Annotated in this window: 16 protein-coding genes; 11 read left to right on the top strand and 5 right to left on the bottom strand. The window is 68.6% G+C overall.

The genetic code is table 11. The features are described from left to right. From LX88_RS37675 to LX88_RS37655, 5 genes are all read left to right on the top strand, one after another. Nucleotides 1-2,220, top strand: a complete 2,220-nt coding sequence (locus LX88_RS37675) for a helix-turn-helix transcriptional regulator (RefSeq protein ID WP_258952541.1) — start codon at nucleotides 1-3, stop codon at nucleotides 2,218-2,220. A gap of 91 nt (nucleotides 2,221-2,311) precedes the next feature. After that, entirely contained in the window at nucleotides 2,312-3,106 is a 795-nt protein-coding gene (locus tag LX88_RS37670; RefSeq protein WP_258952540.1) for a 3-methyl-L-tyrosine peroxygenase-related protein, read from the top strand. Nucleotides 3,107-3,184: 78 nt separating this feature from the next. Then, nucleotides 3,185-4,096 (top strand): ABC transporter ATP-binding protein, encoded by a 912-nt coding sequence (locus LX88_RS37665; protein ID WP_258952539.1) that lies wholly within the window; start codon nucleotides 3,185-3,187, stop codon nucleotides 4,094-4,096. Beyond that, on the top strand, nucleotides 4,093-5,136 hold the full coding sequence (locus LX88_RS37660; RefSeq protein WP_258952538.1) for an ABC transporter permease: 1,044 nt from the start codon (nucleotides 4,093-4,095) through the stop codon (nucleotides 5,134-5,136). Before LX88_RS37665 ends, LX88_RS37660 begins: the two co-directional genes overlap by 4 nt. Nucleotides 5,137-5,186: 50 nt before the next feature. After that, a complete protein-coding gene (locus LX88_RS37655) occupies nucleotides 5,187-5,510 on the top strand; it encodes a DUF3817 domain-containing protein (RefSeq protein ID WP_258952537.1) in 324 nt (107 codons plus the stop codon). Nucleotides 5,511-5,554: 44 nt separating this feature from the next. Here the strand turns inward: LX88_RS37655 and LX88_RS37650 are convergent, their stop codons facing one another. Continuing rightward, a complete protein-coding gene (locus LX88_RS37650; protein WP_258952536.1) occupies nucleotides 5,555-6,610 on the bottom strand; it encodes a phosphotransferase in 1,056 nt (351 codons plus the stop codon). 41 nt (nucleotides 6,611-6,651) lie between these two features. Beyond that, nucleotides 6,652-7,149 (bottom strand): MarR family winged helix-turn-helix transcriptional regulator, encoded by a 498-nt coding sequence (locus LX88_RS37645; protein WP_258952535.1) that lies wholly within the window; start codon nucleotides 7,147-7,149, stop codon nucleotides 6,652-6,654. Nucleotides 7,150-7,200: 51 nt separating this feature from the next. Between LX88_RS37645 and LX88_RS37640 the strand changes: the two genes are divergently transcribed. From LX88_RS37640 to LX88_RS37630, 3 genes are all read left to right on the top strand, one after another. After that, nucleotides 7,201-7,506, top strand: a complete 306-nt coding sequence (locus LX88_RS37640; protein ID WP_258952534.1) for an MTH1187 family thiamine-binding protein — start codon at nucleotides 7,201-7,203, stop codon at nucleotides 7,504-7,506. 157 nt (nucleotides 7,507-7,663) lie between these two features. Next, on the top strand, nucleotides 7,664-8,488 hold the full coding sequence (locus LX88_RS37635; protein WP_258952533.1) for an SCO6745 family protein: 825 nt from the start codon (nucleotides 7,664-7,666) through the stop codon (nucleotides 8,486-8,488). Continuing rightward, a complete protein-coding gene (locus LX88_RS37630; protein ID WP_258952532.1) occupies nucleotides 8,485-9,459 on the top strand; it encodes a tetratricopeptide repeat protein in 975 nt (324 codons plus the stop codon). Before LX88_RS37635 ends, LX88_RS37630 begins: the two co-directional genes overlap by 4 nt. Before the next feature lie 335 nt (nucleotides 9,460-9,794). Here LX88_RS37630 and LX88_RS37625 read toward each other — a convergent pair whose 3' ends face one another. Both LX88_RS37625 and LX88_RS37620 read right to left on the bottom strand, forming a co-directional pair. Further along, complete coding sequence (locus LX88_RS37625) at nucleotides 9,795-10,589, bottom strand: helix-turn-helix domain-containing GNAT family N-acetyltransferase (protein ID WP_258952531.1); 795 nt, start codon at nucleotides 10,587-10,589, stop codon at nucleotides 9,795-9,797. A 32-nt stretch (nucleotides 10,590-10,621) separates the two neighbouring features. Continuing rightward, entirely contained in the window at nucleotides 10,622-12,064 is a 1,443-nt protein-coding gene (locus LX88_RS37620) for a neutral zinc metallopeptidase (RefSeq protein ID WP_258952530.1), read from the bottom strand. A gap of 180 nt (nucleotides 12,065-12,244) precedes the next feature. Here LX88_RS37620 and LX88_RS37615 point away from each other — a divergent pair, with 180 nt between their 5' ends. The 3 genes from LX88_RS37615 to LX88_RS37605 are packed head-to-tail and all read left to right on the top strand — an operon-like array spanning nucleotide 12,245 to nucleotide 13,976. Next, nucleotides 12,245-12,835, top strand: coding sequence for a DUF6230 family protein (locus LX88_RS37615; protein WP_258952529.1), 591 nt, complete (start codon nucleotides 12,245-12,247; stop codon nucleotides 12,833-12,835). Then, nucleotides 12,826-13,275, top strand: coding sequence for a DUF6114 domain-containing protein (locus tag LX88_RS37610; RefSeq protein WP_258952528.1), 450 nt, complete (start codon nucleotides 12,826-12,828; stop codon nucleotides 13,273-13,275). The genes LX88_RS37615 and LX88_RS37610 overlap by 10 nt, the downstream gene beginning before the upstream one ends. Further along, entirely contained in the window at nucleotides 13,272-13,976 is a 705-nt protein-coding gene (locus tag LX88_RS37605; RefSeq protein WP_258952527.1) for a hypothetical protein, read from the top strand. The genes LX88_RS37610 and LX88_RS37605 overlap by 4 nt, the downstream gene beginning before the upstream one ends. Nucleotides 13,977-14,027: 51 nt before the next feature. Here LX88_RS37605 and LX88_RS37600 read toward each other — a convergent pair whose 3' ends face one another. Then, a complete protein-coding gene (locus LX88_RS37600; RefSeq protein WP_258952526.1) occupies nucleotides 14,028-15,398 on the bottom strand; it encodes a neutral zinc metallopeptidase in 1,371 nt (456 codons plus the stop codon). Between the last annotated feature and the right edge of the window lie 54 nt (nucleotides 15,399-15,452).

Raw genomic sequence — 15,452 nt, 5'->3', positions numbered from 1 at the left:
ATGGGCGTTTGCGCGAGCTGTGGCACGGACTTCGCGCCCCTGCCGTCGCGGGCGCGGTACTGCTCCAACGCGTGCCGTCAGCGCGCCTACCGTCTGCGTTCCGCAGGGACGTCCACAGTGGTCGCCGAGCTGCCCGGCCACGACGACGCGTTCGTCGGCAGGGAGCGCGAGCTGGCGGAGCTGCTTCCGTTGCTGCGCAAGCACAGGATGCTCACGCTCGTGGGGTCGGCCGGGATCGGGAAGACGCGGCTCGCGGTCGAGCTCGCCCGGCGGGCCAGACGCGTCGAGGTCCGCACGGTCGAGCTGGGCAGGCTGAGCCGGCCCGAGCAGGTGGTGGAAGCGTTCGCGCAAGCCGTTGGCGTGTACCAACGCGTGGGTGTCGCATTGCGCACGACGTTGCTTCAGGAACTGGACAACCGGCGGATCCTGCTGCTCGTCGACAACTGCGAGCACCTCGTCGAGGAGTGTTGTGCCCTCGTGGACGCGCTGTTGTCGCGATGTCCGCACGTGCAGGTCCTCGCGACCAGCCGGGAGGCGCTGCGGTCCGTCGGCGAGGTCGTCTACCCGGTGCACGGCATGGAGGCCGGCGCGGCGAAGTTGTTCGTCGAACGCGCCGGGACCAGCGGCGATCCCGCCGTGATCGCGGCGATCTGCGCGCGGCTGGACGGTGTGCCGCTGGCCGTGGAACTGGCCGCGAAGCTCTCCGCGTCCGTGCCGCTGCCCGAGCTCGCGGACCGCCTCGACCACCGGCTCGACCTGCTCGGTGGCCTGCGTGCGGCCATCGCGTGGAGCCACGACCTGCTGACCGCGGGTGAGCAGGAGCTGTTCCGGCGGCTCGCGTTGCTGCCCGGCGGGTTCGGACTGGACATCACCCAGGTCGTCCACGGCGGCGAGGTGATCGGGCTGCTCACGGCGTTGCAGGCGAAGTCGTTGGTGGTGCGGGAGGCCGGCGGCCGGTTCCGGATGCTCGAATCCGTTCGCCTCTACGCCGGGGAACGGCTTGCGGAGCACGGAGAGCACGGGGTGACGGCGGAACGGATCATCGCGTGGCTGTGCGAGAAGGGCGAACCCGGTGTCTCGTCGTCGATCCTCACGTCGGAGCAGGTGAGGACGCAGCACCAGGAATACGACAACGTGACGTACGCGTTCGCCCATCTGGTCGCGCCGCAGGACGACAGGCGGCTGATGCTCGCCACGATGCTGCTCAGGGTGTGCTTCGACCGCGGGTACTTCGCCCAGGCCGGCGCGGTGCTGGTGCAGGTGCTGCACCAGTCGCCCGCCGACGCTCGTTACCGGATCCTCGCGCTGGAGTACGCGTCTCTGCTGGCGAGCCACGAGGAACGGCACGACGAGGCGGTGCGGTGCGCCGCCGAGGCGATCGAGACGGCCGAGTCCGGCGGGCAGGACCTGATCATGTGCCGTCTGTTCCGGACGTTGGCGGGCGCTTACGACGGCATGGGTGACGTGTCGAATGCCGCAAAGGCGTTGCGTCGATCGATCGAGTACGGCGTACGCAACGGCAACGATGTGAGTGTCGCTGTGTCAAGCCACAACCTCGGCTGGCGGCTGCTCGCCGACGGTGCCGTGGACGCGGCCGCCGAACTGGTCGAAGCCGCGTTGCCGGTGCTCAGAGTCCATGCACGGCAGGACGTCGTGGCCATCGCGGTGCACACGGCCGGCTGCATCGCGTTGGAGCGCGGGAACTTGGTGACGGCGGGCGCCCGGTTCGCGGAGGGCGCGCGCATGGCGGCGGACAGCCCGCGGGCCGCGCTGGAGTCGGTCGAGGGCCGCGGCCTGGTCGCGATGGCGTCCGGACGGCACGAGCTCGGCGTGCGGCTTCTGGTCGCGTGTCAGCAGATGCGCACGACGTGGGTTGTTCCGCCGGAAGGGTGGTGGCGGCGGAAGACGGCCGCCGCACTGGACCTCGCGCGGGAATCCCTTTCTCCTCCGGCATTTCAGCGAGCGCTCGGCGCGGGCAGGGCGATGGACGCGCGGCACGCCCTGGAAACCGCGCTGGACAAGGAGGTGGTGCGGCACCCGGTGCTCAGCGACCGGCAGCGGATGGTCGTCGAACTGGTGGCGCGGGGTTTGACGAACGCGCAGGTCGCGGCCAAGCTCGGCATCTCGCACCGCACCGTGGAATCCCACGTGCACAACGTGAAGACCACGCTCGATCTTTCGACTCGCGCGCAGCTCGCGGCCTGGGCCAAGTCGCGTTGACGCGTCCAACTGAGACGTAACGCTGCGGTTCATCCGGATGACTTCCGGCCCCCTCCCGTTCATCGTGTGTACGACAACGGAGGGGGGCGACGTGGAACCGTTCCGCCTGCTGCACCCCGACCTCGTGCCGCAGCGGCGCGAGTCGCTGCAGCACGCCGCGTCCATGCTCGTCCAGATGGGGCTGGACGACACGGTGCTCTCGGCGTCGCCCGTGCACCAGCGTCTCGCGCGCGTGGTCCTCGCGAGCAGCGGCGTCATCGAGTGGACGCCCGGCTACTGGGTCCAGGACCCCGAACTCGACGAACGCTTCGGCGTCGTGCGGGTCGGCGGCGACCGCGGCGGTGTCTTCCTCTCCGGCGTCCTCATCGCCTACCTCGACGTGCTGGAGAACGCGGCCAGGATGGGCACCTCGATCCCCGAGGACTCCTGGCGCACCCTGCTCTGGGCGCCGACCGCGCTCTTCGACCACGTGCTGCGCCGCCCCCAGGTCGGCATGACCGTCGTGACGCCCGGCTGCGGCACCGAGAACCTCCCGTTCGAACGCACCCAGGCCGGCCAGCGCCTCTACCTCGCGCTGATGCAGGCCGTCCGGTTCGCCGTCAGCGGTGTCGTGCGAGCGCAGGACGACGGCCCGTTGGCCGAGGACTGCGTGACGCTCGCGACCGCGTGCCTGCGTGCCGCGGCGGTGGCGCTCGCGTTCGCCGCCGACGTTCCCGGCCACGCGCCGCAGCCCGTTTTCGAGATCGCCGAGCACCGCTACCTGTGGCAGGTGATCAGCGAGGTCCGCGCGGCCGTTCCCCGCGCCCGCTTCGAGCAGTTCGCCGCGGCGCTACGAGGGTTGAACGACGTGTACACCGCTTGCCCGTTGCTCGTTTCGGGCGGCTGACCTCGTTCGTCTCGACTTCGCGGCGACTTTCGTCGTTTCGTGACGTGGTGCGACAGGTGCTGACCTACCGTCTCGCCCATGACGGAGGAACGGTCGGCGGTCGTGGTGCGGGACGTCCGCAAGAGCTACGGCGATCTGAAAGCGGTGGACGGGATCTCGTTCACCGTGGCGGAGGGCGAGTTCTTCGGCATCCTGGGGCCCAACGGCGCCGGGAAGACCACCACGCTGGAGATCGTCGAGGGCCTGCGCGAGCCCGACAGCGGCGAGGTGCGGCTGCTCGGTGAGAGCCCGTGGCCGCGCAACGTGAAGTTGTTGCCGCGCATCGGTGTCCAGCTGCAGGCGACGGCGTTCTTCGACAAGCTGACGGCGAAGGAACAGCTGCAGACGTTCGGCGCGCTCTACGGCGTGAGCGCCGGCACGGCCGCGGACATGCTGGAGCTGGTCGGCCTCGCGGACAAGGCGAACGAGCAGGAGAGCAAGCTCTCCGGCGGTCAGCGCCAGCGGCTCTCGATCGCGTGCGCGCTGGTGCACGACCCGGACATCGTGTTCCTCGACGAACCGACCGCCGCGCTCGACCCGCAGGCCCGACGCAACCTCTGGGACGTGCTGCGCGCCATCAAGGAACGCGGCAAGACCATCGTCTACACCACGCACTACCTCGACGAGGCCGAGATCCTCTGCGACCGGGTGGCCATCATGGACACCGGCAAGATCCTCGCGCTCGACCGGCCGGCGGTGCTGGTGCGCGGCCTCGACGCGCCGACCCACGTGACGTTGCAGAAGGGCGTTCTGTCCGTTGTGGACGCTTCGGAGCTCGACGGCGTCGACGAGGCCCACGAGGACGAGGTGTCGCTGACGCTCTCCACGCGCCGCCCCGCGCCCGTGCTGTCGGCGCTGGCCGAACGTGGTGCACTCGACGGCCTGCAGGTCCGCACGGCCACCCTCGAAGACGTCTTCCTCAACCTGACAGGCCGGGAGTACCGGGCATGACCGCGTTCAAGACGCTTTCGGTGGCGATGCTCAAGGGCTTCGTCCGGGACAAGGTGACGCTGTTCTTCACCTTCCTGTTCCCGCTGATGTTCCTCGTGATCTTCGGCCTCGTCCTGCGCGACGCCGGCGCGGACAAGACCAGGATCGCGCTCGTCGGCGACGGCCCGATCGTCAGTGCTCTGCGGGACAGCGGCGCGCTGGAGTTCGAGTCGTACAACGACGTCGACGCCGCTGTGCAGAAGGTGAAGGACGGCGACCTGCCGGCCGCTCTGATCATCCGCGGGCAGCAGGTCGACGTGCGGTTCGCGCAGAGCGACCAGGTGCAGTCGGCGACCGTGCTCGGGATCATCAACGGGTTCGTGGACAGGGCGAACCTCGCCGCTACCGGTCAGCCGCCGACCTTCACGTTCGCCGCGGAGAAGGTCGAGGACGCCTCGCTCAAGCCGATCCAGTTCCTGACGCCGGGCATCCTGTCGTGGGGTGTGGCGGTGTCGGCGGTGTTCGGTTCGGCACTGACTCTCGTGTCGTGGCGGCGCAAGCAGGTGCTGCGGCGCATCCGGCTCGCACCGATCTCGACGGCCTCCGTGCTGTCGTCGCGGATCCTGGTCAGCACCGGCGTCGCGCTCGTCCAGGGCGCGACCTTCATCGGCGTCGCCTCGCTGCCGGTGTTCGGGCTCCAGCTCTCCGGGCAGTGGTGGCTCGCGATTCCGTTGCTGCTGCTGGGAACCATCGCGTTCTTCGCGCTCGGCATGCTGGTCGGCGCGTTCGCGAAAACCGAGGAGGCGGCGTCGGCGGCCGCGAACATCGTGGTGCTGCCGATGGCGTTCCTGTCCGGCACGTTCTTCCCCGTCGACCAGGCGCCCGCGTGGCTGCAGACCGTTTCGAAGATCTTCCCGTTGCGGCACATGAACGACGGCATGCTCGACGTGCTGGTGCGGGGAAAGGGAATCGAGGCGCTGGTGGTGCCGGGGGCGATCCTGATCGGGTTCTCGCTGGTGGTCGGGTTCGTCGCCTCCCGCGTCTTCAAATGGGAGGAATAGGACAGGCCCGGTGGGTATGTGCTCCCCGTCACGGTTCATGATGGGGAGCCATGACGTTCTCCAGCGTGGTCGGACGGTTCCGCATCCTCGCCCTGGCCGAGGCCATCTCCTGGGCGGGCCTGCTGCTCGGGATGTTCTTCAAGTACGTCGTCGTGCAGAACGAGATCGGCGTCAAGATCTTCGGCCCGATCCACGGCTTCGTCTTCGTCGCCTTCATCCTCGTCACGCTGATGACGAAGGAACCGCTGAAGTGGAACGCCCGCACGCTGGTCCTCGGCCTGCTGTCGAGCATCCCGCCGTTCGGCACGGTGATCTTCGAGCGCTGGGCCTCGAGGACCGGCCGTCTCAGCGAGCCTGCCGCAGAACAGCTCTGAGTTCTCCCGTCCGGGGGTGACCAGGGCGATGATCGACCGTTCGCTCACGGGTGCACCAGGCGCAGGGCCTCGCGGAGCTCGGTCTGCGGGTCGCCCTCGTGGTAGATCCGTTCCGAGGCCTCGATGTTGTCCAGGAACTGCTGGTACTTCACCGCGTTGTGCAGCCGGGACGCGCGGGGTGCGACCTTCAAAGCTTCCAGCGGCCGGCTGTCCGGGCGGTGCGAGAGCCACGCCTCGCTCCACACGCGGCGGATCAGGTCGTGCAGTTCGGGCTTGGCGTACTCCATGAGCCGGCACGCGTCGAGCGCCGGGTGACCCCAGACCGCGTCGGACCAGTCGATGACGACTCCGCTGCTGCGCCAGTTGCCGGGGTGGAAGTCGCCGTGCGTGAGCGTGTCGGGCAGGCCGAAGTCCGGCATCGGCACTGCGGACGACCGCAGTTGCGGCTCGCCCGCCAGCGCGTGCTGGACGGCGACCCAGCGCGGTACGACGTCCTCGATCTGCTCCGGGGTCACCCGCCAGCAGTTGGCGCCCTCGGCCTGGCTGAGCAGCACGCGGTTCGGCGCGCTGGCCAGCACCTCGGGCACCAGGGTGGGGTCGTGGGCGGCGACCATCTTGATCACCGTGCCCTCGTCGGCGAAGAACGGCGGCACGGCCTTGAGCCAGACCGGTCCCCGCGCGGTGGGAAGCCGGTGCACGCTGGAGAGGTTCCAGGTCCGCCCCTGGACCGCCGGACCGGTGCGGGTGATCACCGAGTCCGCCCACGCGACGAGTTCGGACGGTCCGCCGAGCCGTGCCCACGGCAGCCTGTGCTCGGCGTCCGGTTCAGGCGCGCCGGCGGGTTCGAGGTGGGCTCGATCCGGTTCGCCGTGCGCTTCGACGTGGTACGTGACGACCCCGCCGAACGGCACCTTGCCGCCTTCGACCGAGATCAGGCGCAGCACGCTGGTCTCCACGCCGAGCAGGTCGCGCAGGGCCGTGTTGATCGGCTCGACGTGGTTCCAGTTCGGTGTCTCGACCGGGATCGTTCTGGTGCGCCCGGTGAACCCGCTGGGTGTGCTGACGAGCGCGACGATGGAACGGTCCGGTCGATCCCACATGTGCCCATCAGGCCACAGGCCGGCCAGACCGCCCAACCGAATTAATCGTCGAAGTCGCCGCTGGCCCGGCGGACCTTCGCGAGCAGGTCCGTGAGCTGCTCGGTCTGGCGGTCCGTGAGGCCCTTGAGACCCAGGTTGACGTCGACGACGGCCGCGGTCGCGCTCTCACGGCGCTGCAGGCCGGCGTCGGTGATCTCGACCAGCGTCGTGCGGCGGTCGGTCGGGTGCGGCGTGCGGCGGACGAGGCCGTCGCTCTCCAGCCGGTCGACGATGTTGGTGACGCTCGTCGGGTGCAGCTGCAGGCGCTCGCCCATGACCCGCATCGGCAGCGCGCCCTTGCGGGAGAAGTAGAGGAGCACCAAGGCCTCGTAGCGCGCGAACGTGAGCCCGTGCGGCTTGAGGGCTGCGTCCACCGCGGACTGGATGATTTGCTGGACACGCATGACGCTCGTGACGGCGGCCATCGCCGTGGCGGAACCCACCCGGTCGTCCCACAGTTCGGCCGCGCGGGCGATCGGATCGAACGGCAGCGGTGTCATGGGCACGGAAGCTACCAGTCAGTACCACTCGTGGATCAGCAGGAGGCACGTGTGCTTGTCGCGTTCAGCGTTGCTCCGTCCGGTTCGGACGAATCAGGAAGCGTCGCGAAAGCGGTCGCCGAGGCGGTCCGGATCGTGCGGGAGTCCGGCCTGCCCAACGAGACCAATGCGATGTTCACCTTGGTCGAGGGGGAGTGGGACGAGGTGATGGACGTGGTCAAGCGCGCGACGGAAGCGGTGCAGGCCAGTGCCTCACGCGTGTCGCTCGTGCTCAAGGCGGACATCCGGCCCGGCTACTCCGGTCAACTGAGGGCCAAGGTCGAACGCGTCGAGGAGCACCTCTCCGACACCCCGTGAGCCGGCACTTCGGGTCGCCGTTCGTGGCCCGCGTTCCGTGGGCCGGGAGTCGAGTGTGACGGGCAGGATTCGGGCATCTCCTCGGATGGCCGAACGTTCTACGCCGTGACGGTGAGTGCATCCGTGCGCCGCCGTTCACTGGGTTAGCGTGTCGGGCGTGGACGCGAGACAGCTGTGGCTGAGGTTCGAGCCCTACCACGACGTCACGTACTTCACGCCCGAATCCCGGGCGGCGACGGACGCGCTGGGCTGCAAGGGCGGCTGGATGGGCTACTTCGGCATGCGCGCCGCACCGCTGGGCGCCGCGTCGCCGGAGCTGGCGACGGCGGTCTTCTACAACTTCGCACCGCGCATGGTCTCCCGCGCGCTACCGGACGCGTGGGCGGTCGCCTCGCCCTCCACGTACCTGAGGGTGCGGCTGGAGGGTGCGGACGGAGCGTTGCGGCGCCTGCTGGGCTCGGTCGACACGGCCGAGATCGCCGAGGCGGCGTCGCTGGCCAGGAAGGCGGCTATGGCTGCTCCCATCGCCGGGCGTCCGCTGGCCGCCGCGAACCGTTCGCTGCCGTGGCCCATCGAGCCTCACCTGGCCCTGTGGCACGCCTGCACGATCTTGCGCGAGGCGCGCGGCGACGGCCACATCGCAGCCCTCGTCGCCGCGGGCATAGGCCCGTGCCAAGCGCTTGCGCTCTACGCGCGTGAGCATTCCCTCGATCCGGCATACATGCGCACCGCGCGTGGTTGGAGTGTCGAAGAATGGGAAGCAGTTTCTGATCTGCCCGGCGACCTTGCCGCAGTCGAGCGTGCGACCGACATGGCCGCTCTCGCACCGTGGGAAGCGCTGGGTGCAGTTGGTACAAAGCGGTTCATCGACCTGATGACACCGCTCGCTCTACGCATCGCCTCAGCCAACGAGGCGATGCGCGTCAACCCGATGGCCCTGGACCCGGTCCGGGAACTAGCCGTGCCAGGATGGAACACGTGACAAGGCCTGATCCTCGCAAGACCGCCGCACTGTCCGCCGCACTCTCCGGCGCCGTCGACCTGGGCGCCCTGAGGGCCCGAGCCGATGCTGCCCGCACCGCCGCTGCCACGCCGGCCCCCGCCGGTGGTGCCCCCGCACCCGACAACGGTTCCGCGCCGTGGATCGTGGACGTCACCGAGGCCTCCTTCCAGGCCGTGGTCGAGCAGTCCCTGCAGGTGCCCGTCGTGGTGCTGCTGGGTGCCTCCTACAGCCCCGAGTCGCAGCAACTCGCTGCTTCGCTGACCCGCTTCGCCACGGCGTCCGGCGGGGCCTGGATCCTCGCCCGCGTCGACCTGGAGGCCTCGCCCCGGATCGGGCAGGCGTTCGGGGTGCAGTCCGTGCCCACGACCGTCGCCGTTGCCGCCGGTCAGCCCATTGACGCTTTCGCCGGGCCTATTGCGGACGCCGAGTTGTCGCAGTGGATCGCTCGGTTGCTGGATGCTTTGCGGGAGCGGTTGCCCGGGATTCGGGCCGGTGAGGCTCGGGCTGGGTCTGTTCCTGTCGTTGAGGAAGAGGTTGTCGAGGATCCTCGGATCGTTGCTGCTGAGGAAGCCTTTGAGCGTGGTGATTATGTTGCTGCTCAGGGGTTCTACTCGGAGATTCTTGCCTCTGAGCCTGGGAACGAGTTGGCCAAGGAAGGTCTTGCGCAGGCTCGGTTCGCTGAGCGGGCTGAGGCTGTTGACCCTGCTGTGATCGCCAAGGCTGATTCGGCGCCTGAGGACATCGATGCTCAGCTTGCCGCTGCTGATGCTGAGGTTGCCGGGCAGATGGTCGATGAGGCGTTTTCGAGGTTGGTTGAGACTGTTCGGCGGGTGTTCGGGGAGGATCGGGATCGGGTTCGGCAGCACTTGGTCGGGCTGTTCGAGCTGTTCCCGGCCGATGATCCTCGGGTTGCTTCGGCTCGGCGGAAGCTGGCTTCTGCTTTGTACTGAGGTCGCGAATGGGCTGGTGGTTGCCTTGCGGGCGGCCTGGTTGGGTTGCGTGCGTTTCCTGGGGGCTCTGCCCCCAGACCCCCGGCAATCTGATCGGGGGAGGGCGCCACGAGTGGGTAGATGGCACGCCTGTTGCGTTGGGCGGCTGCCTGTTGCTTAGAGAGTGCGTTTTGGAGGTGGGGTCCCGTCACGAGACACCCCTTCTCGCATGCAGCAAGAGCTGTGGCGCGACTCGTGACGGGACCCCACCGCCGGGCCCGCTTGGTAAGAACGGCTCGCCTGCGGCATCGCTGTGGGAGGACGGCTCGCCTTCGGCTTCGCGGGTGGGGTGGCTGCTAAGGGCGTCTGCGTTCCAAAAGGACTGTGTCTCGCCATTCGCCGTGGTGCTTGGCGATTCGTTCGCGTAGGCCCACTGTGCGGAAGCCCGCTTTGTGGTGCAGGGCGATGCTGGCTCGGTTCTCCGGGAAGATGACTGCTTGCAGGGTCCACATGTCGTCGGCGTCTGCGGCTGAGACCTGGTGGTGCAGCAGGGTTTTGCCCACGCCCCTGCCCTGGGAGGCGTCGGCCACGTAGATCGAGGTTTCTACCACCCCGGCGTAGCACTCGCGGGGCGATACCGGGGTGGCTGCTGCCCAGCCTGCGGTTTTGCCGTCCACCACGGCTATCCAGCGGTGGTCCGGTAGCCACTTGGATTCCAGGGTTCTGCGGGACGGGACTTCGGTCTCGAACGTTGCGTTGCCTGACGCTATGCCTTCGCCGTAGATGCGGCGGACGTCTGGCCAGTCTGCTGCCGTCATGGTGCGGATCGTGACGCTTGGTACTGGGTTCACGGTGCCTGTGGAGAGGGCGCCCATCACCGCGTCTGCTGCGTGGGGGAGGCCCGTGCAGCAGGCCGGGTTGACCGTTACGAGGGTTGTTGTGCCCTCGCGCTGGATGTGGAGGAAGCCGACCTCTGCCAGTTTGCGGACGTGGTGTGAGCAGGTGGACTGGCTCACGCCCAGCAGGGTGGTCAGTTCGCCCACGGTGACCGGGGTCGGAGACGAGGCCACGTGGTGCAGCAGGCGGACTCTCGTGGGGTCGGAGAGCGTCGCGAACCAGGAGGCGTAGGTCGTGGCTTCGTCGGTTAGCACGGCTTGAGTATCGACGTTGGTCGATTAAAGGGTCAAACCGAGTACTTCTTCACGCAGAACGAGAGGCCTCGGAAGAAGCCGTCGCCGAACGCTTCCACCCTGGCGAAGCCCGAGGGCACTGCTTTGCCGTTGACGTCTGCCGCGATGAGGCTGTCGTCTGCCAGGAGTTCTGCCACTGCCTCGTCCAGGTCGCCTGGGGAGAGGCGCAGGCCCGCTGCCGCGTTGGGGCGGTTGGTGAGGCCCGCCCAGGCTCCTGTCAGGCAGGCGGTGCGCTGGCCTGCTGCGTCGTCGTCGAGTTTGAAGCCCGTCGCGTGCTGGATGGAGAGCGAGAAGCGGGACGCGATGACCGCGAACGCGGCGAAGTCGCCGATGCCGCCCTTCGAGCCCTTCTTCGGGGGTGTGCCGATCTTGACCAGTTGCGGGAGGTCGAGTTGCAGCTGGTTGACCGCTGGGCAGTAGGAGGCGGGGGACGTGGTCTGGGCGTTGGCGCAGGGTTTGATGCCTGCCTTGTCGAAGGCCGGGAAGGCCGCGCCGCTCGACTTGTAGGCGTCGCGGAGTGACTCCTCCAGGGCCCTGAGGTACTTGTCCTCGTTCACCTGGGCGTTGCCGCGGCCCTGGCCCTGGTCGGTGTCGGAGAGGTCGAACGGGCGCTCGGTGATGCGCTTGCCGATCTCGGCCTCGTTGATCTCGGCGCAGCGGGCGGAGCCTCGGGTGAAGCCGAACTGGAAGGCGGAGACGCGGTCGAACGCGCTGCCGTGGGCGCCCTGCTTCTCGAAGGACGTGCCGGCGCTGTCGCGGATGAAGAACATCGTCTGCAGGACCTGGTTGAGGCCCTCGCCGGTGGAGAGTTCGAAGTGCTTCGACTTGTTCTCGGCGATCCAGCGCATGAAGACGCCGGTGTAGCAGTCGGCCTGCTGCTCCTTGACGATCGACGGGGTGTTGGCGCCGATGTTGGAGGCGGGGCCGAGCTTGTACTGGACGGCGTGACCCATCTCGTGGGCCAGGACGGTGACGACGGCCATCGGGCCGAAGGAGTCCTTGAGCATCGGCAGGAGCTCGCCGCGGTCCCAGGTGATGCTGTCGTCGAGGGCGCAGTAGAAGGCGTTCGCGATGCCGGTGGTGTCGAGCTTGCAGACCTCGACGCCCTTGCCGTTGGAGTCGTAGGAGATGAGGCGCTTCACCGGCTCGAACGTCTTGCCCGCGAACGAGGCGGGGAACTCCGCCTTCCAGAACTCCTGCACGTCGGCGAGGGTGTTGATGGCCAGGCGGTCCATGTCGCCGCCGTCACCGTTCTCCACGCTCAGGTCCGCGTCCGGCACACCCTTCTTCGGGCCGGACGGGCCGTTGGAGATCTCCAGGCCCGCGACCTTCGTGGGGTCGGGGCGCTCGCCCTTCGGTTCGCCGTCGACCACGGAAGCACAAGCGGTCAAGGCGGCGGTCACGACCAGCGCGACGGCGATTCGTCCGAATCCCATGAGGTCAGACCCTACTAAGCGCGTTCTGAGGCCATTCGGCACGTACCTTCGGCCAAACGTGAAAACTCCTCACCCCTCGGGGTGATTTCAAAACTGCGCGGGCTCGTTTTCGTTGTACGGCTGACGTTTGGGGGCGCACAGTCCCCTCCGCAAGCCTTCAGCGTGGAAGGAGTTCGGGATATGGGTAGAACGCGCTGGGCACGGTTCGCCGGGGTGCTGGGTATCGGTGCCGTCGGTGCCGGTGCCCTCCTGTTCGGCATGTCCCAGGGAGCGCTGGCCGCCTCGTTCGCGGTGTCCGGCACCAATTTCAAGGTCTCCGCCGACAACTTGACGGGCCAGGGATTCGTCCAGTTCGGCGGTGTGGACGCGGGCGCGGGCAAGGTGCACGTCGTCGCGGTCAGCGGGTTCAAGACGGCGAGGCTCGACAAGTTCTGCCAGTCGGTGTTCGTGCCGGGCATGCCGATCGTCGGTGACGTGACGATGCGCATCACCGCGGACAGCGTGGGCGGCATGTCCGCCGACAACCTGGTCGTCAACCTCACGGACCTCAACGGCGACCTCGTCCTCGGCAACCCCGAGATCGGCATCGACGCGAACAAGGTGACGAAGGGACCGGACAACCTCAGGGGTCTGCCGGGGTCGTTCGGCCTGCAGGCGGACACGGCCAACATCACGTCGCTGCAGCAGACCGCCTGGGCCACCACGGCCCAGACCATCAGGTTCAAGGGCATGAACCTGACCATTCGCCAGGGGAAGCAAGAGTGCTTCTGAGCATCTGGCGCGGATTCACCGCGTGGCGACGTGGCCGGCCCTTCTGGGCCGGCCTGTTCGTGGCCGGAGGCGCACTCATCATCCTGTTCCCGCCGTTCGTCGGCGTGAAGCTCGGCGACATGGTCATCTCGATCAAGACGATCGGCGGCGTCTCCGCGCTGCTGATCGGCGCGTTGCTGGCGATCTGCGCGGCCGCGTTGTGGCTGCAACCCAAGTTCCGGCTGGCGTCCGGCCTCGTCGCGGTGCTGCTGTCCCTGGTCGCGCTCGTCGTGACCAACCTCGGCGGCTTCCTGGCCGGAACCGTTCTGAGCCTCCTCGGCGGCGCGCTCGCCGTCGCGTGGACGGACGAACCCAAGAAGCCGAAGGAGGCGAAAGGGTCGAAAGAGGCGCGGCTCGAGAACGCGGAGCCGGAGACGACCCAGAGGGTTCAGCCCACATGATGCGAACACAGCCGCTGGCCGCCGTGGCGATGGTCGCGGTGCTGGCGCTGCAACCGCCGTCGAGCACCGAGCCGCCGCCGTCGTCCACCCCCGGCAGCAGCTCACCGGTCCCGACCAGCACCACGTCGGAGCCACCACCCGCGTCGAGCACCAGTGCCACCCCACCGCCGGCGTCGTCCTCCGTGCCTGCCCCGCCGCCCAGCACAGGACCTCCGGCGCCGGCACCCCCGCCACCGGCCCCTGCCCCGGTGGCGGCGGGAGGGCGGGAGTGGACGCTGACGGCGTCCAGGCTCGACCTGGGCGGACTCGACTTCGTCGGGATCGTCGACACGCTGCTGAACGGGCAGGTCGTCAAGGTCCTGAAGTTCACCGCGTCGGAAATGAAGATCAAGGACCTGGTGCAGTCGGCTGAAGTCTCACCGGGCGTCAAGCTGGTGACGGCGGCACGACCGGGCAGCACGTCCACGGTCTCGCCAGGCCGGATCGAGCTGTTCACGGTGCAGCTCAAGGGCAACCTGGACATCCTCGGGATCAAGATCCCGGTGGACTACACGGCGGCACACCCACCGCCGCTGAACGTGCCGTTCGTGACCTTCACCGAGGTCACGGTGCGCAACACGGACCTGATCGGCGGAACGCTGAAGATCCCGGGCGCGCGGATCTCCGTGGTGTCCGACCAGGCTCCGGTCGCCCGACGCTGAAGCCCGCACCAGGCCTCGAGCCGGTGCGGGCTTCCGCTTGTTCTCAGGTCGTCAGACGCCGCACTTCTTCGCGCCCTCGAACACGCCCTCGCGGAACTTCTTCACCCGCTCGAACCCGGGATCCACGGGGTTCGAGCCCTTGGTGTCGCGGGCCGCGTAGTCGAACTGCAGCAGCACCGTCACGGCCTCGTCGAAGTCGCCCGGCGAGAGGCCGAACCCGTCCTGTCGCTGGAACACCGCGCCGGTGTACGCGCCGGCCAGGCACAACGCCGCCGCGGAGGCGTCCTCGCCCTCGGTCGGCTTGCCGAGCACGGCCAGTTCGGCCATCGCGTACCTGGTCGCGATCAGCGTGCCCGTCGCGTAGTCGCCGAACTCCTTGTGCAGGGCCGGCAGCTCGTCCTTGGTGTCGATCTTGATGGTCTTGTCCGCCGGGCAGTACGCGACGGGGCCCTGGTCACCGGAGCAGTCCGGCTCGGTCTGGGAGGCCTCCGCGCGCGGCGAGGGCCAGGTCTTGCCCGCGGTCGTGGCGAGGTTCTTGAAGAAGCCGTCGAGGTCCGGGGTGACGGCTTCGAGCATGTCGTCGAACGGCAGGTTGCCGCCGTTCGCGCGGTCCTTGACGCTGGTGAACGCGCGCTGCGTGAACTGGCGGTTCTTGACCGTCATCGCGCCGCAGAACTTCGTGCCCTGCTCGTAGCCGTCCTGGAAGGCCGCCACGCGGTCGAACGCGCTGCCGTGCGCCTGCTCGTCCTCCGGGGAGGTGCCGACCGGGTCGCGGAACGTGATGAGGGCGCCCAGGGCCTTGTCCAGGGCGTCGGCGTTGATGTCGAGGCGCTGCGACTTGCCGTCCGCCACGTTGCGCACGAACGCGCCCGCGAAGCAGTCGGCCTGGGCCTCGGTGAGGATCGTCGGGTACTTCTCCGGCTCGCGGCGCTCGGCCTCAGGCGTGATGCCCATGCGGTTCTGCACGGCGTGGCCGATCTCGTGCGCGAGGACGACGACCACGGCCGCCTCGCCGAAGCGGTCCTGCAGCACCGGCAGCAGGGACGCGCGGTCCCAGGCGATCGCGTCGGCGGCCGGGCAGTAGAACGCGTTGCCCTCCACGTCCGCGGCCTTCTGCGTGCACGGCGGCGGCTTCGCGGTGGCGTCGGCCGTGTCGACCGAGAAGTAACCGCCGCCCAGCGGCTTCCACGGCTTGTTGAAGGTCGTCTGGAACGACTCGGTCCAGAACTCCTCGATGTCCGTGAGCGCGGTGGCGGCCAGTTTGTCGATCGGGCCGTTGTCCGATCCGCGCACCTGGACGGTGGTGGTGGACGCCTCCTTCTTCACCACCTTGGCGGCGCGGGGCGTCCCTGGGATCTGGGCTGTGCACCCTGCGGCAAGCAGGGCGGTGACGACGATCAGCGCGATGCTCCGGTGCCGCATGGAACCATTGTGCCTGCCGGCCGGCTCCCGGGGCGTCCTAGTCGTCCAAGTCAG

The organism is Lentzea californiensis, from assembly GCF_024648825.1.
GTDB lineage: Bacteria > Actinomycetota > Actinomycetes > Mycobacteriales > Pseudonocardiaceae > Lentzea > Lentzea californiensis.
Note: the sequence above shows the minus strand (reverse complement) of the source record. Positions and strands in the feature narration are given on the sequence as shown.